Source organism: Herbaspirillum seropedicae (genome assembly GCF_001040945.1).
GTDB classification, from domain to species: Bacteria; Pseudomonadota; Gammaproteobacteria; order Burkholderiales; family Burkholderiaceae_D; genus Herbaspirillum; species Herbaspirillum seropedicae.
The window spans coordinates 2929125-2944721 of sequence record NZ_CP011930.1; the positions used below are offsets into that span (position 1 = coordinate 2929125).

Annotated in this window: 12 protein-coding genes and 2 tRNA genes; 5 read left to right on the forward strand and 9 right to left on the reverse strand. The window is 61.1% G+C overall.

The genetic code is table 11. The features are described 5' to 3' along the window. Positions 1-44 precede the first annotated feature (44 nt). The 4 genes from ACP92_RS12815 to ACP92_RS12830 form a co-directional block, all read right to left on the reverse strand. Positions 45-500, reverse strand: coding sequence for a response regulator (locus ACP92_RS12815; RefSeq protein ID WP_013234547.1), 456 nt, complete (start codon positions 498-500; stop codon positions 45-47). Between the two features lie 268 nt (positions 501-768). After that, a complete protein-coding gene (locus ACP92_RS12820; RefSeq protein WP_008329401.1) occupies positions 769-1419 on the reverse strand; it encodes a response regulator in 651 nt (216 codons plus the stop codon). Beyond that, positions 1420-2883: a hybrid sensor histidine kinase/response regulator gene (locus ACP92_RS12825; protein WP_041310787.1), complete on the reverse strand. Its 1464-nt coding sequence runs from the start codon at positions 2881-2883 to the stop codon at positions 1420-1422. After that, positions 2880-4712, reverse strand: coding sequence for a sensor histidine kinase (locus ACP92_RS12830; protein WP_048348567.1), 1833 nt, complete (start codon positions 4710-4712; stop codon positions 2880-2882). The genes ACP92_RS12825 and ACP92_RS12830 overlap by 4 nt, the downstream gene beginning before the upstream one ends. A 511-nt stretch (positions 4713-5223) precedes the next feature. Between ACP92_RS12830 and ACP92_RS12835 the strand changes: the two genes are divergently transcribed. The 5 genes from ACP92_RS12835 (at position 5224) to ACP92_RS12855 (ending at position 10125) form a co-directional block, all read left to right on the forward strand. Beyond that, complete coding sequence (locus ACP92_RS12835) at positions 5224-5703, forward strand: Csu type fimbrial protein (RefSeq protein ID WP_013234550.1); 480 nt, start codon at positions 5224-5226, stop codon at positions 5701-5703. A 194-nt stretch (positions 5704-5897) separates the two neighbouring features. Beyond that, a complete protein-coding gene (locus ACP92_RS12840; protein WP_013234551.1) occupies positions 5898-6644 on the forward strand; it encodes a fimbrial biogenesis chaperone in 747 nt (248 codons plus the stop codon). Then, a complete protein-coding gene (locus ACP92_RS12845; RefSeq protein ID WP_013234552.1) occupies positions 6641-8935 on the forward strand; it encodes a fimbria/pilus outer membrane usher protein in 2295 nt (764 codons plus the stop codon). The genes ACP92_RS12840 and ACP92_RS12845 overlap by 4 nt, the downstream gene beginning before the upstream one ends. A gap of 25 nt (positions 8936-8960) precedes the next feature. Next, positions 8961-9431 carry a Csu type fimbrial protein gene (locus ACP92_RS12850; RefSeq protein ID WP_041310789.1) on the forward strand — a complete coding sequence of 157 codons (471 nt, stop codon included), beginning with the start codon at positions 8961-8963 and terminating at the stop codon, positions 9429-9431. A 193-nt stretch (positions 9432-9624) separates the two neighbouring features. Further along, a complete protein-coding gene (locus ACP92_RS12855) occupies positions 9625-10125 on the forward strand; it encodes a Csu type fimbrial protein (protein ID WP_013234554.1) in 501 nt (166 codons plus the stop codon). A gap of 476 nt (positions 10126-10601) precedes the next feature. On the opposite strand, the gene ACP92_RS12860 is transcribed toward ACP92_RS12855, so the two are convergent. From ACP92_RS12860 to clpX, 5 genes are all read right to left on the reverse strand, one after another. Next, positions 10602-10678 (reverse strand) — tRNA-Asp (locus tag ACP92_RS12860). A gap of 25 nt (positions 10679-10703) precedes the next feature. Then, positions 10704-10779, reverse strand: a tRNA-Val gene (locus ACP92_RS12865). 49 nt (positions 10780-10828) lie between these two features. Further along, positions 10829-11101 (reverse strand): HU family DNA-binding protein, encoded by a 273-nt coding sequence (locus ACP92_RS12870; protein ID WP_041310791.1) that lies wholly within the window; start codon positions 11099-11101, stop codon positions 10829-10831. A 286-nt stretch (positions 11102-11387) separates the two neighbouring features. Then, positions 11388-13796 (reverse strand): endopeptidase La, encoded by a 2409-nt coding sequence (gene lon / locus ACP92_RS12875; RefSeq protein ID WP_013234555.1) that lies wholly within the window; start codon positions 13794-13796, stop codon positions 11388-11390. Between the two features lie 285 nt (positions 13797-14081). Continuing rightward, complete coding sequence (gene clpX / locus ACP92_RS12880) at positions 14082-15347, reverse strand: ATP-dependent Clp protease ATP-binding subunit ClpX (protein ID WP_013234556.1); 1266 nt, start codon at positions 15345-15347, stop codon at positions 14082-14084. Between the last annotated feature and the right edge of the window lie 250 nt (positions 15348-15597).

Sequence of the window (15597 nt, forward strand, 5' to 3'; positions counted from 1 at the left end):
TGGCAGATATCGCAGCACAGCGCAAGGCTGTGCTGGTGCTGCACTCACCTCCCCGCGCCCTCTTCGTTGCGCGCCGGACGGTTGCGGTTGCGCCAGTAGATGCCGGTATCGACCACGGTCCCCATGAATTCCTTGGGATCGGTGGACTTGACCACGTAACCATTGGCGCCCAGCTCATAGCTCTGGTTGATGTCGCGCTGGTCATCCGAGGACGAGAACATCACCACCGGGATATGCGAGGTGGCGGCGTTGGACTTGATGATCTTGAGGAAATCATGGCCGCTCATCAGCGGCAGGTTCAGGTCCAGCAGGATCAGGTAGGGATGCAGGTCGCGGCGCTGGGCGTATTCGCCCTGGAAAAAGAATTCCTCGGCCAGCTCGGCATCGGCGAACCAGGTCAGCTTGTCGGCCAGCTTGCGACTGCCCAGCGCCAGGCGCGTCAGCTCGGCCACTTCGGGGCTGTCGTCAACGAGGATGATGTCGTATTGCTCGATATCCATGGATGGATCGCTTTCTTCGATAAATTTCAAGCCGGAACTTATTGATATTGGTCTGACCACTACGGCCGCCCTATTGCGTTCCGTGCTCCTGTCCACCCCGGTTTTGCAGCGGCGACACGACTGGCCCGCTTTCGCTGCCCTGCAACATTTTTGTGACAACGGGACTTGGCTTGAACACCAGTGCCGATGCCGCTTTCCGCCCTGTCCGAGGATTATTGCACAGTCGATTTCAAAAAAAATCAGATTTTTCCCTAAAGCCACATTCCGGTCACTTGTCCGGAGTGGCAATGCCGGTGCGAATGGCATAGCGCACCAGCCCGGGCACGTCGCGGATATCCAGCCGTTCCATCAGTTGCGCGCGATGGGTCTCGATGGTCTTGGCGCTGACGTTCAACTGGTAAGCGATCTCCTTGGTATTGTTGCCTTCGGCAATCAATTGCAGGATTTCGCGCTGGCGCGGCGTGAGCACTTCCACCGGCGTGCCGTTCTGGGCCACGCGCTTCATGTAGTTGTCCAGCGCCTCGCGGGAGATATGCGAATCGAGGTATTGCCGGCCATGCTTGACCTCATAGAGCGCCTTCTCCAGCTCTGTTGCGGCCGAATCCTTGAACAGATAGCCGTTGGCGCCGGCGTTCAAGGCCTGCATCACGTATTCCTCGCTGCCATACATGGACAGCATCAGGAAACGGATGGTCGGGTATTCGCCGCGCAGGCGGCGCAAGGCTTCCAGACCGTTCATCCCCTTCATGGCGATATCGAGCAGCACCAGGTCGGGCTTGAGCTGGGGAATCATCTCGATGACCTCGGCCCCGTCGGAGGCCTCGCCCACCACCTCCACGCCGGGCATGGCCGTGAGCAACGCCTTGATACCGCTGCGCACCAGGGCGTGGTCGTCGGCCAGCATGATTCGAGTAAGCATTTACATCCTCCTGACAATGGGGGCGACCGGCAGGTGCATGACGATTTCCGTCCCTGCGCCGGGCGCTGAAGTGATCTCCATGGAACCGCCCACCAGCACGGCCCGCTCTTCCATGTTGAGCAGACCGAAGCTGGTGCCGGAAATGGCGTTGCTGCGCGCGCGCTCGATGTCGAAACCGCGGCCGTCATCGCGAATGCTCAGGTAGACCTGGTCGTGCTGGCGGTCGATCTTGACCCAGATGTTCTGGCAGCGGGCGTGGCGCAGGATATTGGTAACAGCTTCCTGCACGATGCGAAAAGCCGTGTTTTCGATGTCGTGGTGCAACTGCTCGTCGTGACCGCTGCTCTCGAACCAGCCATTGACGTTGGCCAGCTTGGACTTCTGTTCCACATAGGAACGCAGGGCGGCGATCAGTCCCAGGTTGTCCAGCTGCGGCGGGCGCAGGTCCAGCGAGAGGCTGCGCACCTGGGCCAGCACGGCGGTGACGATGTCGATGCCGTTCTGCAGCGACGGCCCTTCCAGGGAGCCCATCTTCTTGATGGTTTCCAGATTGATCTTCAGCGCCGTGAGCGACTGTCCGACGTCGTCATGCAGGCCGCGCGCCAGGTGCTGGCGCTCGCGCTCCTGCACCTCGATCACGCGCGAAGAAAGCAACTGCTGGCGCTGGATGGCCAGTTCCAGATCGCGCCGCGACTGTTCGCGCTCGGTGACGTCGATGGCCAGTCCGGCCACCATGTCGCCCTTGCCTTCCCCGCTAATGGGAAAACGCACCACATCGAGGATGCGCGCATTGTGGTTGTGATCGAACACGGTTTCCTGGGTGTGCAGCTCACACTTCTGTTCCAGCACCTTGCGGTCATTTTCCTGCGAGGCGGCGGCCGCGCCGCTGCTCATGAGTTCAAGGTCGGTCAGGCCGTCCATGTCGCCCGGGGTCATGCCGTAGAAGGCCGATTGCGCCGGATTGACGTAGCTGTAGCGCAGCTGCGCATCCTTGATCCAGGTCGGCATCGGCGCGGCATTCATGAAGGCGTTGAAGCGCGCCTGCATTTCGCGCAGGGCCTGGGCGCTGGCGCGCTGCTTGCGCCGCGCCTGGGCGTCGCGCAGCTCGCGGTCCACCGCGTGCGGCAGGCGGCCGATGGCGCTCTTGAGGAAGTAATCCTGGGCGCCTGCCTTCATGACCTCCACCGCCGTCTGCTCGCCGATCACGCCGGAGACGATGATGAAGGGGGTCTGGTCATTGTGCGCCTTGACCAGTTTCAAGGCTTCCACGCCGCTGAACATGGGCATGGAATAGTCGGAGATGACGATGTCCCAGGGCTGGGCCTGCAAGGCGGCCAACAGCGCCTGCTCGTCGTCGACGCGCTCCCAGGCGGGCTCGAAGCCGCCGCGCTTGAGTTCGCGCACCATCAGGAAGGCGTCTTCTTCCATGTCTTCGACAAACAGCACTCGCAGCGGAATACTCATGGACGTGCGGCCTCATTGGTGAAGGTGGATGATCCGCTGCCGGCCTCGCGACGCTCGACCAGGCTGGGCGAGAGGCCCTTGCGCGGCAGCGAAAAGTAGAAACTGGCGCCTTCGCCGGGCTTGCTCTGCGCCCACACCCGGCCGGTGTGGCGGATCACGATGCGCTGCACCAGCGCCAAGCCGATGCCGGTGCCGGCATACTCTTCCTGGCGGTGCAAGCGCTGGAAGGTGCCGAAGAGCTTGTGGGCATAGCGCATGTCAAAGCCCACGCCGTTGTCATGGACGCCGTAGATGTATTCCTCCGGCTCCACCTGCATGCTCACGCGCACTGCTGGCTGCTCGCTCTTGCTGCTGAACTTGACGGCGTTGCTGAGCAGGTTTTCCCACACCTGGGTAATGAGCCCGCGATTGGCCACCGCGCCCTCCAGAGGTGGCACATCGAACAGGACATTGGGATTTTCGCGGCGCAAGCCGGCAATCACCTGCCTCACCAGATCATCCATGGAGAAACGTTCCAGCGTCAGTTCTCCGGTGGTCGACTTGGCCAGCTTCAACAGGTCGTTGATCAGTTCATCCATCTTGCGCACATTGCGACGGATCACCTGCAATTGCTCGCGGCCCTTCTCGTCGATGGCGTCGGCGTAATCTTCTTCCAGGATCATGGCGTAACCGGAAATGGCGCGCAGCGGTGCGCGCAGGTCATGCGAGACCGAATAGGAAAAGCTTTCCAGCTCCTTGTTGACGCTGTGCAGGTGCAGGGCCTGGCGCTTGAGGTCGGCATTGAGGGCCTCGATCTCTTCTTCGGCGCGCTTGCGGTCGGAGATGTCGTAGATGACGGTGCGACTGATGAGCTTGCTGCGGTCGCGACTGGGGATGGCGGTGGCGTTGACCAGCGCGGTGAATTCGCTGCCATCGGCGCGCCGGTAGTTGAGATCGATGCCACTGATCTCGCGCTTCAACATGAACTGCGGTTGCAGTTCGCGCAGATAGCGTTCGGCACTGGCCGGGGCCAGCAGGTCGGTATGGGTCATGCGGCCCACCACCTGTTCGCGGGTATAGCCGAGCCACTTCAATTCGGTGTCGTTGATCTTGATGATCTTCTTGTCGCTCTCATCCACCGAGTGGTAGCCGCAGGGGGCGTTGTTGTAGAGGTCTTCGATTTCGTCGGAATAGGCCTGGGCGCGCTGCTGGGCGTCGATACGGCGGTCCATCTCGCGGCGCAGCTTGCTGTAGACCAGCACCAGCAAGGCCATGCTGAGCAGGCTGCCGCTGACGACCATGAAGATGGTGAGGTCGGCGCTGGCGCTGGTGTCTTGCGAACGCTTGGCCAGCAAGGCATTCTCATTGCCTTTCATTTCAGCAAAACGTCGGCGGATCTCGTCGCTGAGGGCCTTGCCTTCGAGCACCCGTTCGCGCGCCTGTTCCGGGCGCAGCGCCAGGATCTCGCGCGACAGCGCCAGGCGCTGGTTGACCAGGTCCTCGGTGCTGTCCAGCCGTTCGATCTGGCGCTCGTTATCGCTCATGAGCCGGCGCAGGTCCTGCATCAACGCCTGCACGTGCCGTACTCCCGCTTCAAAGCTGGTGCGGTACTCTTCATTGCCGGACAGCACGTAACCACGCGAGTTGCCCACGGTCTCGCGCAAGGCGGAATTGGTTTCTTCCAGGACATTGATCACGGTATGGGTGTGCTGCAGCCACACGGCGCGCTGCTCGAAGTCGCGCACGCTGTGATAGGAGAACCCCGCCACTCCGATGGACAGCAGCAAGGCCAGCAGGAAGAAGATGCCGGTGCTGGCGCGCGCCAGCTGGCTTTGTTTGGTGATCGGCATGTTCGAATTGGCAGCAAGTTTCCGACAGCGTGAGGTTCCGCGCCCCTCCTGCACCGCTGTTGCGGGCAAGTTCCTCGATGTCCCGGAATGCTGGCGAGAGCGGTTCCGGCATTGCCGCGCTTGGTCCCTTTCCTTTGATCCAGTTACATCGTTTTATTGAAATCTGGTTACCTAGAACGCAAACACATGACCTCTGCCTGTGCTGAGCCGGGACTGCGATGAAATCCCCCGATGACTGCGCCGCACGACCGTGGTCGCGCATTTATCTCTGTTCTTGCCGGGTGCGACTGGTCGGTACCGCTGCACGCGAAATTAGGCAATATGTTTGCAATTAGTCAGCAAATTGCCTTAACTTCATTTAAATTTTCAAATGAAAGTGTGGCTTGCCGGCACTTTCACGAAGTTATTATTAGAATTAATTCTATAATAGTATCAAGTTTTTCCTGATGCCAACCGCCTGCCTCTAAGCATTACAACCGAGCAGTACAACCAAGCGGTATAACCAAGCAGCATGACCATGAAGACGTCCCCGCTCCTGTTACTTCTTGCTGCCCTGCCGCTGGCTGGGATCGGCAACGCGCTGGCGGCCGCTCCGACCGGTAATCTGGAAATTTCCGCCATCGTCACCCAGCAATGCAGCGTCCAGAGTGCGGCGCTGCCGTTTGGCGTGTATGGCTCCAGCGCCCTGCAGCAAAACGCCCAGATCGGCGTCACCTGCTCCAACGGCACCAGCTACACCGTGGGCCTGGACCAGGGTGCGGCCGGCTCGGCCAATCGCAGGATGGCTAGCGCTGATGGCGCCAGCTGGATCGATTACGGCCTCTACCAGGATGCCGCCCGCACCACGGCCTGGAACACCGGCAGCGCCGCCGTCGCCGGGGTCGGCACCGGCAATGCGCAGAACTTCCCGGTCTACGGCTACGTCCCGGCCGGTCAGTCGCCCCGTGCCGGCGCCTATAGCGACGTCGTCTCCATCACCCTCTCCTACTGAACTGCGCGCTGCCGCAGTGCTGTGCCTTGCTGCCTCGGCAAGGCTAACTCAAGTCACGCCCGCTCAAGTCAATAGTTAATTTTTGCGCAAATATTGTGGTTCAAGCGCAACTTTGACTATTACTTAACTTCCGTTTGCCTTTACTCTACCAAGAACTGACGAAGAGCTGACAACCCGATTGGAGATTTCGCAGCGTGACGAGATCCGCTTCCCTGTGGCGTTCCTGCGCCAAGTCTTGTATCCGGTATTGCGTCCTGGCCTGCCTGCTGACGATAACGGCCGTCCCGCCGGCGCTGGCCTCGAACTTCGAGATTGCGCCGGTGGTGCTCGAGCTGTCCTCGGCCCGCACGGCGGGGGTGGTCAAGATCGTCAATAACGACAACCACAACGTCTCGCTGCAGGTCCGCGCCTATGAATGGAACCAGGTCGACAGCAAGGATGAGCTGCAACCCACCCAGAACCTGATCATCAGTCCGCCGGTATTCAACCTCGCGCCCGGCGCTTCGCAGGTCATCCGGGTGGTGTCGCGGCAGGCCGCGGGCGCCAGCGAGATTGCCTTTCGGCTGCTGATCGATGAGATCCCCTCCAGCAGCGAGGGAGCGCTCATCAGCTTCAAGTTCCGCATTTCGATGCCAGTGTTCATTGCGGCCAATACCGCGCCTAAACTTCAGCTTGACTACCAGTTACATGCGGGCAAGCCAGCCCGGCTGATGGTGCAAAACAGCGGCAATCGCCGCGCCCGCCTGCTGGACCTGGCCCTGACGCTCCCCAACGGCAAGAAGATCAACGCCCCGGCGGGCGGCAATCCCTACACCCTGGCCGGGCTCACCCGCCAGTACCTGATCGAGACCGAGACCCCGCTGGCCGCTGGCAGCAAAGTCAAGTTGACTGCCAACAGCGATGCCGGGCCGATTGATACCGAACTGACCGTTGCGCCTTGAGACGCCCGCCGCTCTGGCTGCTGCCCTTGATCCTGCTGCTGTCCTGCCTGCCGGGGTGGGCCGCTGAACCGGGCGACGAACTGTTGTTGCTGGAGGTCGCCATCAACGGGCGCGACACCAATCTGGTGGCGCAATTCACCCGCCGCCAGCGCGAGCTGTATGCCAGCGCCGCCGAGCTGCGCAGCCTGAACCTGCGGGTGGATGGCGGAGATGACGAGCTCATTGCCATCCGCGCCCTGGCCTCGCGCATCCAGCTCGACGAAGCTGCCGCCAAGGTCAACCTGGAGATTGCACCGCGTTTCATGAACATCACCGACATCGAAGCCAACAGCGCCGCGGCCAGAGTGCCGCTCTCGCCCGCAGCACAGGGCGCTGTACTGAACTACGACCTGCTGGCCAGCTCCGGCCAGGGTCAGCACGCGCTGGGCGGACTGTTCGATGCGCGCTGGTTCTCCGGCAGCGCTGTCGTGAGCTCCAGCGCCTTGGGCTACACCGGCAACAGCGGCGGCGTCTCGGCGCGGCTGGAAAGCACCTTGACCTATTCCCAGCCGGCCAGCCTCACGCGTTACCGTCTGGGCGACGTCATCAACAGCAGCCTGGCGTGGAGCCGTTCGGTGCGGCTCGGCGGCTTCCAGTACGCTTCGGACTTCAACCTGCGTCCCGACCTGGTGCGCTTCCCTACGCCATCCTTGGGCGGAGAAACGGTGGTGCCGTCGACGGTCGACCTGTTCGTCAATGGCGTGCGCCAGTTGTCGCAGCCGGTGCCGCCCGGCCCCTTTGAAATCCGCCAGCCGCCTATCGCCAGCGGCGCGGGGCAGATCGCCGTGGCGGTGACCGATGAGCTGGGACGGCAGACCTTGCGTACGGTGAATTTCTACGCAACGGACCGGCTTCTCAAGCCCGGCTTGTCCTCCTACTCGGCCGAAGGCGGCTGGGTGCGCCGCCATTATGGGCTGCGCAGCAATGACTATGGACAGTTCGCGCTGTCGGGAACAGCGCGTCATGGCGTGAGCGACTGGCTGACCCTGGAGGGTCACGCCGAAGCCATGCACGGCCTGAAGTTGGGGGGCGGCGGCGCCGTCTTCAACCTCGGCAACCGCGCCGTGCTGGCCTCGGCGCTATCGGCCAGCAACGCGGCCAGCGGCTCGGGCCAGCAGTTCTCGCTGGCCATCGAACGCAACGCCGATCCCCTGAGCCTGTCGCTCAGCCGCACCCAGGCCACCCGCGACTACCAGGACATTGGCGCGCTCCAGGGAGCGCCCGTCTCCCGCAGCGCCACCGTGGCCACCTTGGGCATGAACCTGGGCAGCGCCGGCTCCTTGAGCATGGCGTATGCGCGCAGCAAGAGCCCGCTGCTGTTCACCGACCTCGGCACCACGGGCCTGGCCGACAGCGAGACCTTGACGCTCACCTACTTCAAATCACTGGGCAGCACGGCCAGCATGTACCTGACCGGCTACCGCGACTTCCGCAACAGCGGCTATGGCGCCTCGGTGGGCATCATCATTCCCTTGGGCGGGCGCGATGTGGTCGGCGCCAGCATGAACAACAACAATGGCCAGCGCACCGCCACGCTGCAAGCCAGCCGTTCCACGGTCGCCATCGGCGACCTCGGCTGGCAGTTGCAGGACACCGAAGGCAGTTACCAGCAACGCCTGGCCCAGCTCAACTACAAGAGCCGCGTCGGCAGCTTCAGCGCCGGCGTCTCGCAGGGCGGCACCATTTCCAGCCAGCGCCTGGGTGCGCGCGGCGCGCTGGCCTTCATGGATGGCGGCGTCTTCGCCTCGGACTGGATCGACGACAGCTTCGCCGTGGTCAATGCCAGCGGCGTGAAGAATGTCGGCATCTACAACGAGAACCGCTATGCCGGACGCACCGACGACAATGGTCAGTTGCTGCTGACCGACCTGCGCGCCTACGACGTCAACAAGATCTCGGTGGACGTGCTGGACCTGCCGTTGACCTTGCAACTGGATCAGTCCGACCAGTACGTCAAGCCGCGCGATCGTTCCGGCGTCATCGTCCATTTCAATGCACGGCGCGCCTCGGATGTGACGCTCACGCTCAAGGATGCGGCGGGCAACTATCTCCCGATCGGCGCAAGCATCCGGGTCAGGGAAACGGGCCTGGAGGCGCCGGTGGGCTACGATGGCGTGAGCTATCTGCAGGAGCTGGCGCCGCTCAATACGCTGGATGTACTGCTGCCCTCGGGCGACCAGTGCCATGCCACGCTGGTGCCGCCGGTGCGCAGCGAGGGAGGGATGGCCAATGAAGTGGTGGTGTGCCGATGAATATCGTCTTTGCCAGGGAGCCCGCATGAGAATGGCCCGCGCCGCGATACTGGCCCTGCTGCTAGTCGCCGGGACGCCTGCGGGTGCGCAGCAGGTGTGCTCGGCCTCGTCCAGTCCGGTTTCCTTCGGCCTCTACGATCCGCAATCCAGCGCCACCATCGACAACGCCGGCAGCATCAGCGTGACCTGCCAGGCCACGGTGTCGCTGTTGATGGCCTACACTGTCAAGCTCAGCAGCGGCAACAGCGGCGCGCTGTCGCAACGCAAGATGCTCAGCGGCGCCAACAGCCTGAACTACCAGGTCTATACCGATGCGGCCCGCAGCAGCATCTGGGGCGACGGTTCCTCCGGCACCAGCTTCATCACCGACGGCTACCTGTTGCAGGTGCTCACGCCGGTGGTGAAGCACTACACCGTCTATGGACGGGTACCCGGCAGCCAGAATGTGAAGGCGGGTAGTTACCTGGATACGCTTACCATCCTCATCACCTACTGAAGCGTGGCACAGAGGACAGGTCTGCAGCATGTTTGCCACGCATCAGGTTTTTCCCGAGGACTATTGGCAGCTTCTTAAGGAATACCCGGATGTTGTCTCCTCGACCCTGCCGCTAAAGTGTCTCCATACCAGCTGCACAGGGAAGTTCACGCAAGGGGCGCGAACGGGGCAGCCAGACATCAGGAGAACCAACATGTTCGTGACCAAGAAAAACCGCTTCATCGCCGCTTGCGTGGCCGCCGCTACCCTGACCTGCGCCGCTCCGGCTTCTTTCGCAGCAACGGCCAGCGCCTCCCTGACCATCAGCGCTTCGGTGGTGGCTTCCTGCACTGTGGTGGGTTCTTCGATCGCCTTCGGCGCCTACACCCAGGCCGTGGTGAACCAGACCGGCAGCATCACCGTCCAGTGCACCAACGGCACTGCCTACAACGTGGGTCTGGATGCCGGCACCGGCACCGGTGCTACCGTCAGCAACCGCAAGATGAGCGCCTCCGGCGGCGGCACCCTGAACTATGCCCTGTACCGCGACTCGGCCCGCAGCAGCAACTGGGGCTCGACCATCGGCACCGACACCCTGACCGGCACTGGCAGCGGCCTGGCCCAGACCCTGACCGTGTATGGCCAGATCCCGGCCGCCCAGACGCCGCTGGCTGGCTCCTATTCGGATACCGTGACCGTGACGCTGACCTACTGAATCAATGCATCAATGAATTTATGAATTTATGAATGGCTGATACCAGGCTTGGCGCGCTTTTGACACAAGGATCGCGGCGCCGCTGTCGCACTGCGGCTTGACGCCCAGGCGAGCCGGGGATTACAACATCAGCCATGCGCGATACCGGGGAAACCGGAGGGGGTGGACGGTGTACTTCTTGATGAAGTACACCGTTTTTTTTAGTCTTGATCCGGGGAGGTGGTTGTCACACGCTAGATGGCCGCCGCCCCGAAAGGTTTTTACTGCGCAAAAACAAAAACGCCTCATTCTTGCGAATGAGGCGTTTTATCTGGCGGAGCGGACGGGGCTCTCCTACACAGGCGCAGGCCGCGGAATCGCTTGCAAGCGATTCCCTTCTCGCCCCGCCGGGAGCCGCGCAGGCGGCTCCCTCCCCTCCGCAGTTTTTGCTGCGCAAAAACAAAAACGCCTCATTCTTGCGAATGAGGCGTTTTATCTGGCGGAGCGGACGGGGCTCGAACCCGCGACCCCCGGCGTGACAGGCCGGTATTCTAACCAACTGAACTACCGCTCCTAAACTGGTGCTGACTGCAAGATGCTGGTGGGCGCTGAGAGGCTCGAACTCCCGACCTAAGCCTTGTAAGGGCTCCGCTCTACCAACTGAGCTAAGCGCCCGGCAACCTTGAACAGTCTCGTTGCTTGTTACCTCAGCAACGAAAGAACATTATTTTATAGCATCTTTTAAAGCTTTGCCAGCTTTAAATTTCGGAACCTTTGCTGCCTTGATCTTGATCGCTGCACCAGTCTGCGGATTGCGACCGGTACGGGCTGCGCGCTTGCCCACGGCGAAGGTGCCGAAACCTACCAGCGTCACCGTGCCATTCTTCTTCAGCGTGGTCTTTACTGCACCGATGAATGCGTCTACTGCACGTCCCGCGGCTGCCTTGGAAATGTCTGCTTCGCCGGCAATGTGTTCAATCAGTTCGCCTTTATTCACTTACGCCCCTCGAACAAGTAATTGTTTGATTTCATTTCAAGTGACAGCGTGTGACCCAACGACAGAGTCCCCTCACCGTCGCTTGCCTCGCGGAAAAATTCCGCAGCGCGTATTAAACAAGCCGCTAACCCAGGTGTCAAGCGAGTCTGCGGCCTATGCCGCGATTTTCAGTGAGCTTTTTTATCGCTTGGTCAGCAAAACCCTGGCGAACCCCAGCACGTAAGAAAAAAGCGCCTCCGAGGAGGCGCTCTTCACTACTACTGAGACAAAGATGAAGGTTTTAGGCTCAGTGCTTCACGACCGGGTCTGTCGCCCCTTCCTTGGGAGCCACCGCCGCTTCGACGATCGCCTCGTCTTCACTGAGCGGCACCGGTTGCCGTTCCAGCGCCACTTCCAGTACCTTGTCGATCCAACGCACCGGGATGATCTCCAGCTTGTTCTTCACGTTGTCCGGAATCTCGGCCAGATCCTTCACGTTCTGCTCAGGAATGAGCACGGTCTTGATGCCGCCGCGATGCGCTGCCAACAGCTTTTCCTTCAGACCGCCGATGGGCAGCACTTCGCCGCGCAGGGTGATTTCACCCGTCATGGCCACATCAGCGCGCACCGGAATGCCGCTGAAGATGGACACCAGCGCCGTCGTCATGGCGATACCGGCAGACGGACCGTCCTTGGGCGTCGCACCTTCCGGCACGTGGATGTGGATGTCGCTCTTCTCGAACACTTCGTTCTTGATGCCGAGCTTGCGGGCACGGCTGCGAACGACGGTGCGTGCAGCTTCGATCGACTCCTTCATCACATCGCCCAGCGTACCGGTGCGGATGATCTGGCCCTTGCCGGGCATGTTCACCGCTTCGATGGTCAACAGGTCGCCACCCACCTCGGTCCAGGCCAGGCCAACCACTTGGCCGATCTGGTTTTCCTTCTCGGCGATGCCGAAGTCGAAGCGACGCACGCCCAGGAACTTGTCCAGATTGCGCGACGTGACGGTGACCTTCTTTTCCTGCTTCTTCAGCAGCAAGAGCTTCACCACCTTGCGGCAGATCTTCGAGACTTCGCGTTCCAGCGAGCGCACACCGGCTTCACGGGTGTAGTAGCGGATGATGTCGCGGATGGCCGATTCGGCCACACTGATCTCGCCTTCCTTCAGGCCGTTGTTCTTGATCTGCTTGGGCAGCAGGTAGCGCTGCGCAATGCTGGTCTTCTCGTCCTCGGTGTAACCCGACAGGCGGATCACTTCCATCCGGTCCAGCAGCGCCGGCGGGATATTGAAGGAGTTCGAGGTCGCCACGAACATCACGTCCGACAGGTCGAAGTCGACTTCGATGTAGTGGTCGGAGAAGGTGTGGTTCTGCTCCGGATCCAGCACTTCCAGCAGGGCCGACGACGGATCGCCACGGAAGTCCATGCCCAGCTTGTCGATTTCATCGAGCAGGAACAGCGGATTGCGCACGCCGACCTTGGACAGGCTTTGCAGGATCTTGCCCGGCATGGAGCCGATGTAGGTACGACGGTGACCGCGGATCTCGGCCTCGTCACGCACGCCACCCAGCGCCATGCGCACGAACTTGCGGTTCGTCGCGCGGGCGATGGACTGGCCCAGCGAGGTCTTGCCCACGCCAGGGGGGCCGACGAAGCACAGGATCGGCGCCTTCAGCTTGTCCACGCGCTGTTGCACGGCGAGATATTCCAGGATGCGTTCCTTGACCTTCTCCAGGCCATAGTGATCGCCTTCCAGCACCTTCTCGGCGTTGGTCAGATCATTGTTGACCTTGGACTTCTTCTTCCACGGCAGCGCCACCAGGGTGTCGATGTAGTTGCGCACCACGGTAGCCTCAGCCGACATGGGCGACATCAGCTTCAACTTCTTCAGCTCGGACTGGGCCTTTTCCAGGGCTTCCTTGGGCATCTTGGCCGCAGCGATCTTCTTTTCCAGCTCTTCCAGATCGGCGCCGTCTTCGCCTTCGCCCAGTTCCTTCTGGATGGCCTTGACCTGTTCGTTCAGGTAATACTCGCGCTGCGACTTTTCCATCTGGCGCTTGACGCGGCCACGGATGCGCTTTTCGACCTGCAGGATGTCGAGCTCGCCTTCCAGCTGACCGAGCAGGTGCTCGTAGCGCTTGGCGACGTTGAAGATCTCCAGGATCACCTGCTTCTGTTCCAGCTTCAGCGGCAGATGCGCGGCGATGGTGTCGGCCAGGCGACCAGCGTCGTCGATGCCGGCCAGCGAGGTCAGGATCTCGGGCGGGATCTTCTTGTTCAGCTTCACGTACTGGTCGAACTGCTGCACGATGGTGCGACGCATGGCTTCCACTTCGGCGTCATCGCCCTGCTCGGATTCCACCGGGGTCAGGTCGGCGACGAAGTGGGTGTCCAGTTCGCTGATGTGATGGATGCGTGCGCGCTGCGCGCCTTCGACCAGCACCTTCACGGTGCCGTCGGGCAGCTTCAGCATCTGCAGGATGTTGGCCACGCAGCCGATTTCGTAAATGTCTTCAGCCGAGGGCTCATCCTTGGCGGCCGCTTTCTGGGCCGCCAGCATGATGCTCTTGCCCTGCTCCATGGCCGCTTCCAGCGCCTTGATCGACTTCGGGCGGCCGACGAAGAGCGGAATCACCATATGCGGGAAGACAACCACATCCCGTAAGGGCAACAGCGGCAATTGCGATTGTTCTGTAAGTATCGGAGTCGTCATGGCGGGCCTTATCAATAAGTACTGTGAATGATGTTGGCACGAGTGACCAAAACACAAGTCCGGCAGACTAAAAATTCGCCGGTTGCGCGTTGTCATGATCGCAACAAAATAAAAAAGCCACACGCGAAGCTAGCTCCGGGTGGCTTTTCGATGGAAGCCAGATAATGTGCGCCGGTTTATTTTACCGTGTTTGCGGTGACCGGACTTCGTGGTGGCTTCTTGCTACCGGAAGGCGTCCAGCTGCGGACGCATTCCTTTCCTGCTCTTGCTTCATCTGCCGGGCAATCAGCCGCCCGACACCTTTGGCTGGTCGTGATAGATCAGGAGCGGCTTGGCGCCGTTGGTGATGGTGTTTTCATCGACCACCACCTTGGCCACGTTCTGCTCGCTCGGCAGTTCATACATCACATCCAGCAGAGCGTGTTCCAGGATGGAGCGCAGGCCGCGCGCGCCGGTCTTGCGGGCCAGCGCCTTCTTGGCGATGGCGTGCATGGCGGCGGGACGGATCTCCAGCTCGGCGCCTTCCATCTGCAACAGCTTGGCGTACTGCTTGATGAGCGCGTTCTTGGGCTCGATCAGGATCTGGATCAACGCGTCCTCATCCAACTCGTTGAGCGTCGCAATCACCGGCAGGCGACCGACCAGTTCGGGGATCAGGCCGAACTTGACCAGGTCTTCCGGCTCGGCATTGAGCAACACTTCCGAATTGCTCTTCTGGGTCTGGCTCTTTACGCTGGCAGAGAAACCGATGCCGCTCTTTTCGGAACGGTCGGAAATGATCCTGGCCAGACCGTCGAATGCGCCGCCGCAGATGAACATGATGTTGGTCGTGTCGATCTGCACGAAGTCCTGGTTCGGATGCTTGCGGCCGCCTTGCGGGGGTACCGACGCCATGGTGCCTTCGATGAGCTTCAGCAGGGCCTGCTGCACGCCTTCGCCGGACACGTCGCGAGTGATCGAGGGGTTGTCGGACTTGCGGGAAATCTTGTCGATCTCGTCGATGTAGACGATGCCCTTCTGGGCTTTCTCGACTTCGTAATTGCAGTTCTGCAGCAGCTTCTGGATGATGTTTTCCACGTCCTCGCCGACATAGCCGGCTTCGGTCAGCGTGGTCGCATCGGCGATCACGAAGGGAACGTTGAGCATGCGCGCCAGGGTCTGCGCCAGCAGGGTCTTGCCCGAGCCGGTGGGGCCGACCAGCAGGATGTTGCTCTTGGCCAGCTCGACATCATCCTTCTTGCCGAGATGCTTCAGGCGCTTGTAGTGGTTATACACCGCCACCGACAGGATGCGCTTGGCCGTAGCCTGTCCGATCACATACTGGTCCAGCAGTTCGGTGATTTCCTGGGGCGTGGGCAGGTCCGACTTGGCGCCGGCCACGTTTTCCACGCTGGCGGCCTCATCGCGGATGATGTCATTGCACAGGTCGATGCATTCGTCGCAGATGAAGACCGAAGGACCGGCGATGAGCTTCTTGACTTCATGCTGGCTCTTGCCGCAGAAGGAGCAGTAAAGCAGTTTTTCGCCGCTGGAGGATTTTTTCTCAGACATAGAGCTACTAGGATAGAAGTTACGACCCGATCATACCCGCGAAATCCGGATTCGTCACGGCCTGGTCATGATTGCCGCCCCACAATGCTTCACAGGACCGCCATATGACCGTTATATGTCACTGCCAGTGCCATTTATCAAGCAAACAGAAGCCAAAAAGCCGCTCTGTGCCAATTTAGTCAAAAATTTGCGCAGAAAGGCAAAAAAAATGCCCGAACGATATTCCGTCCGGGCATTTTTTCGCGTTTTT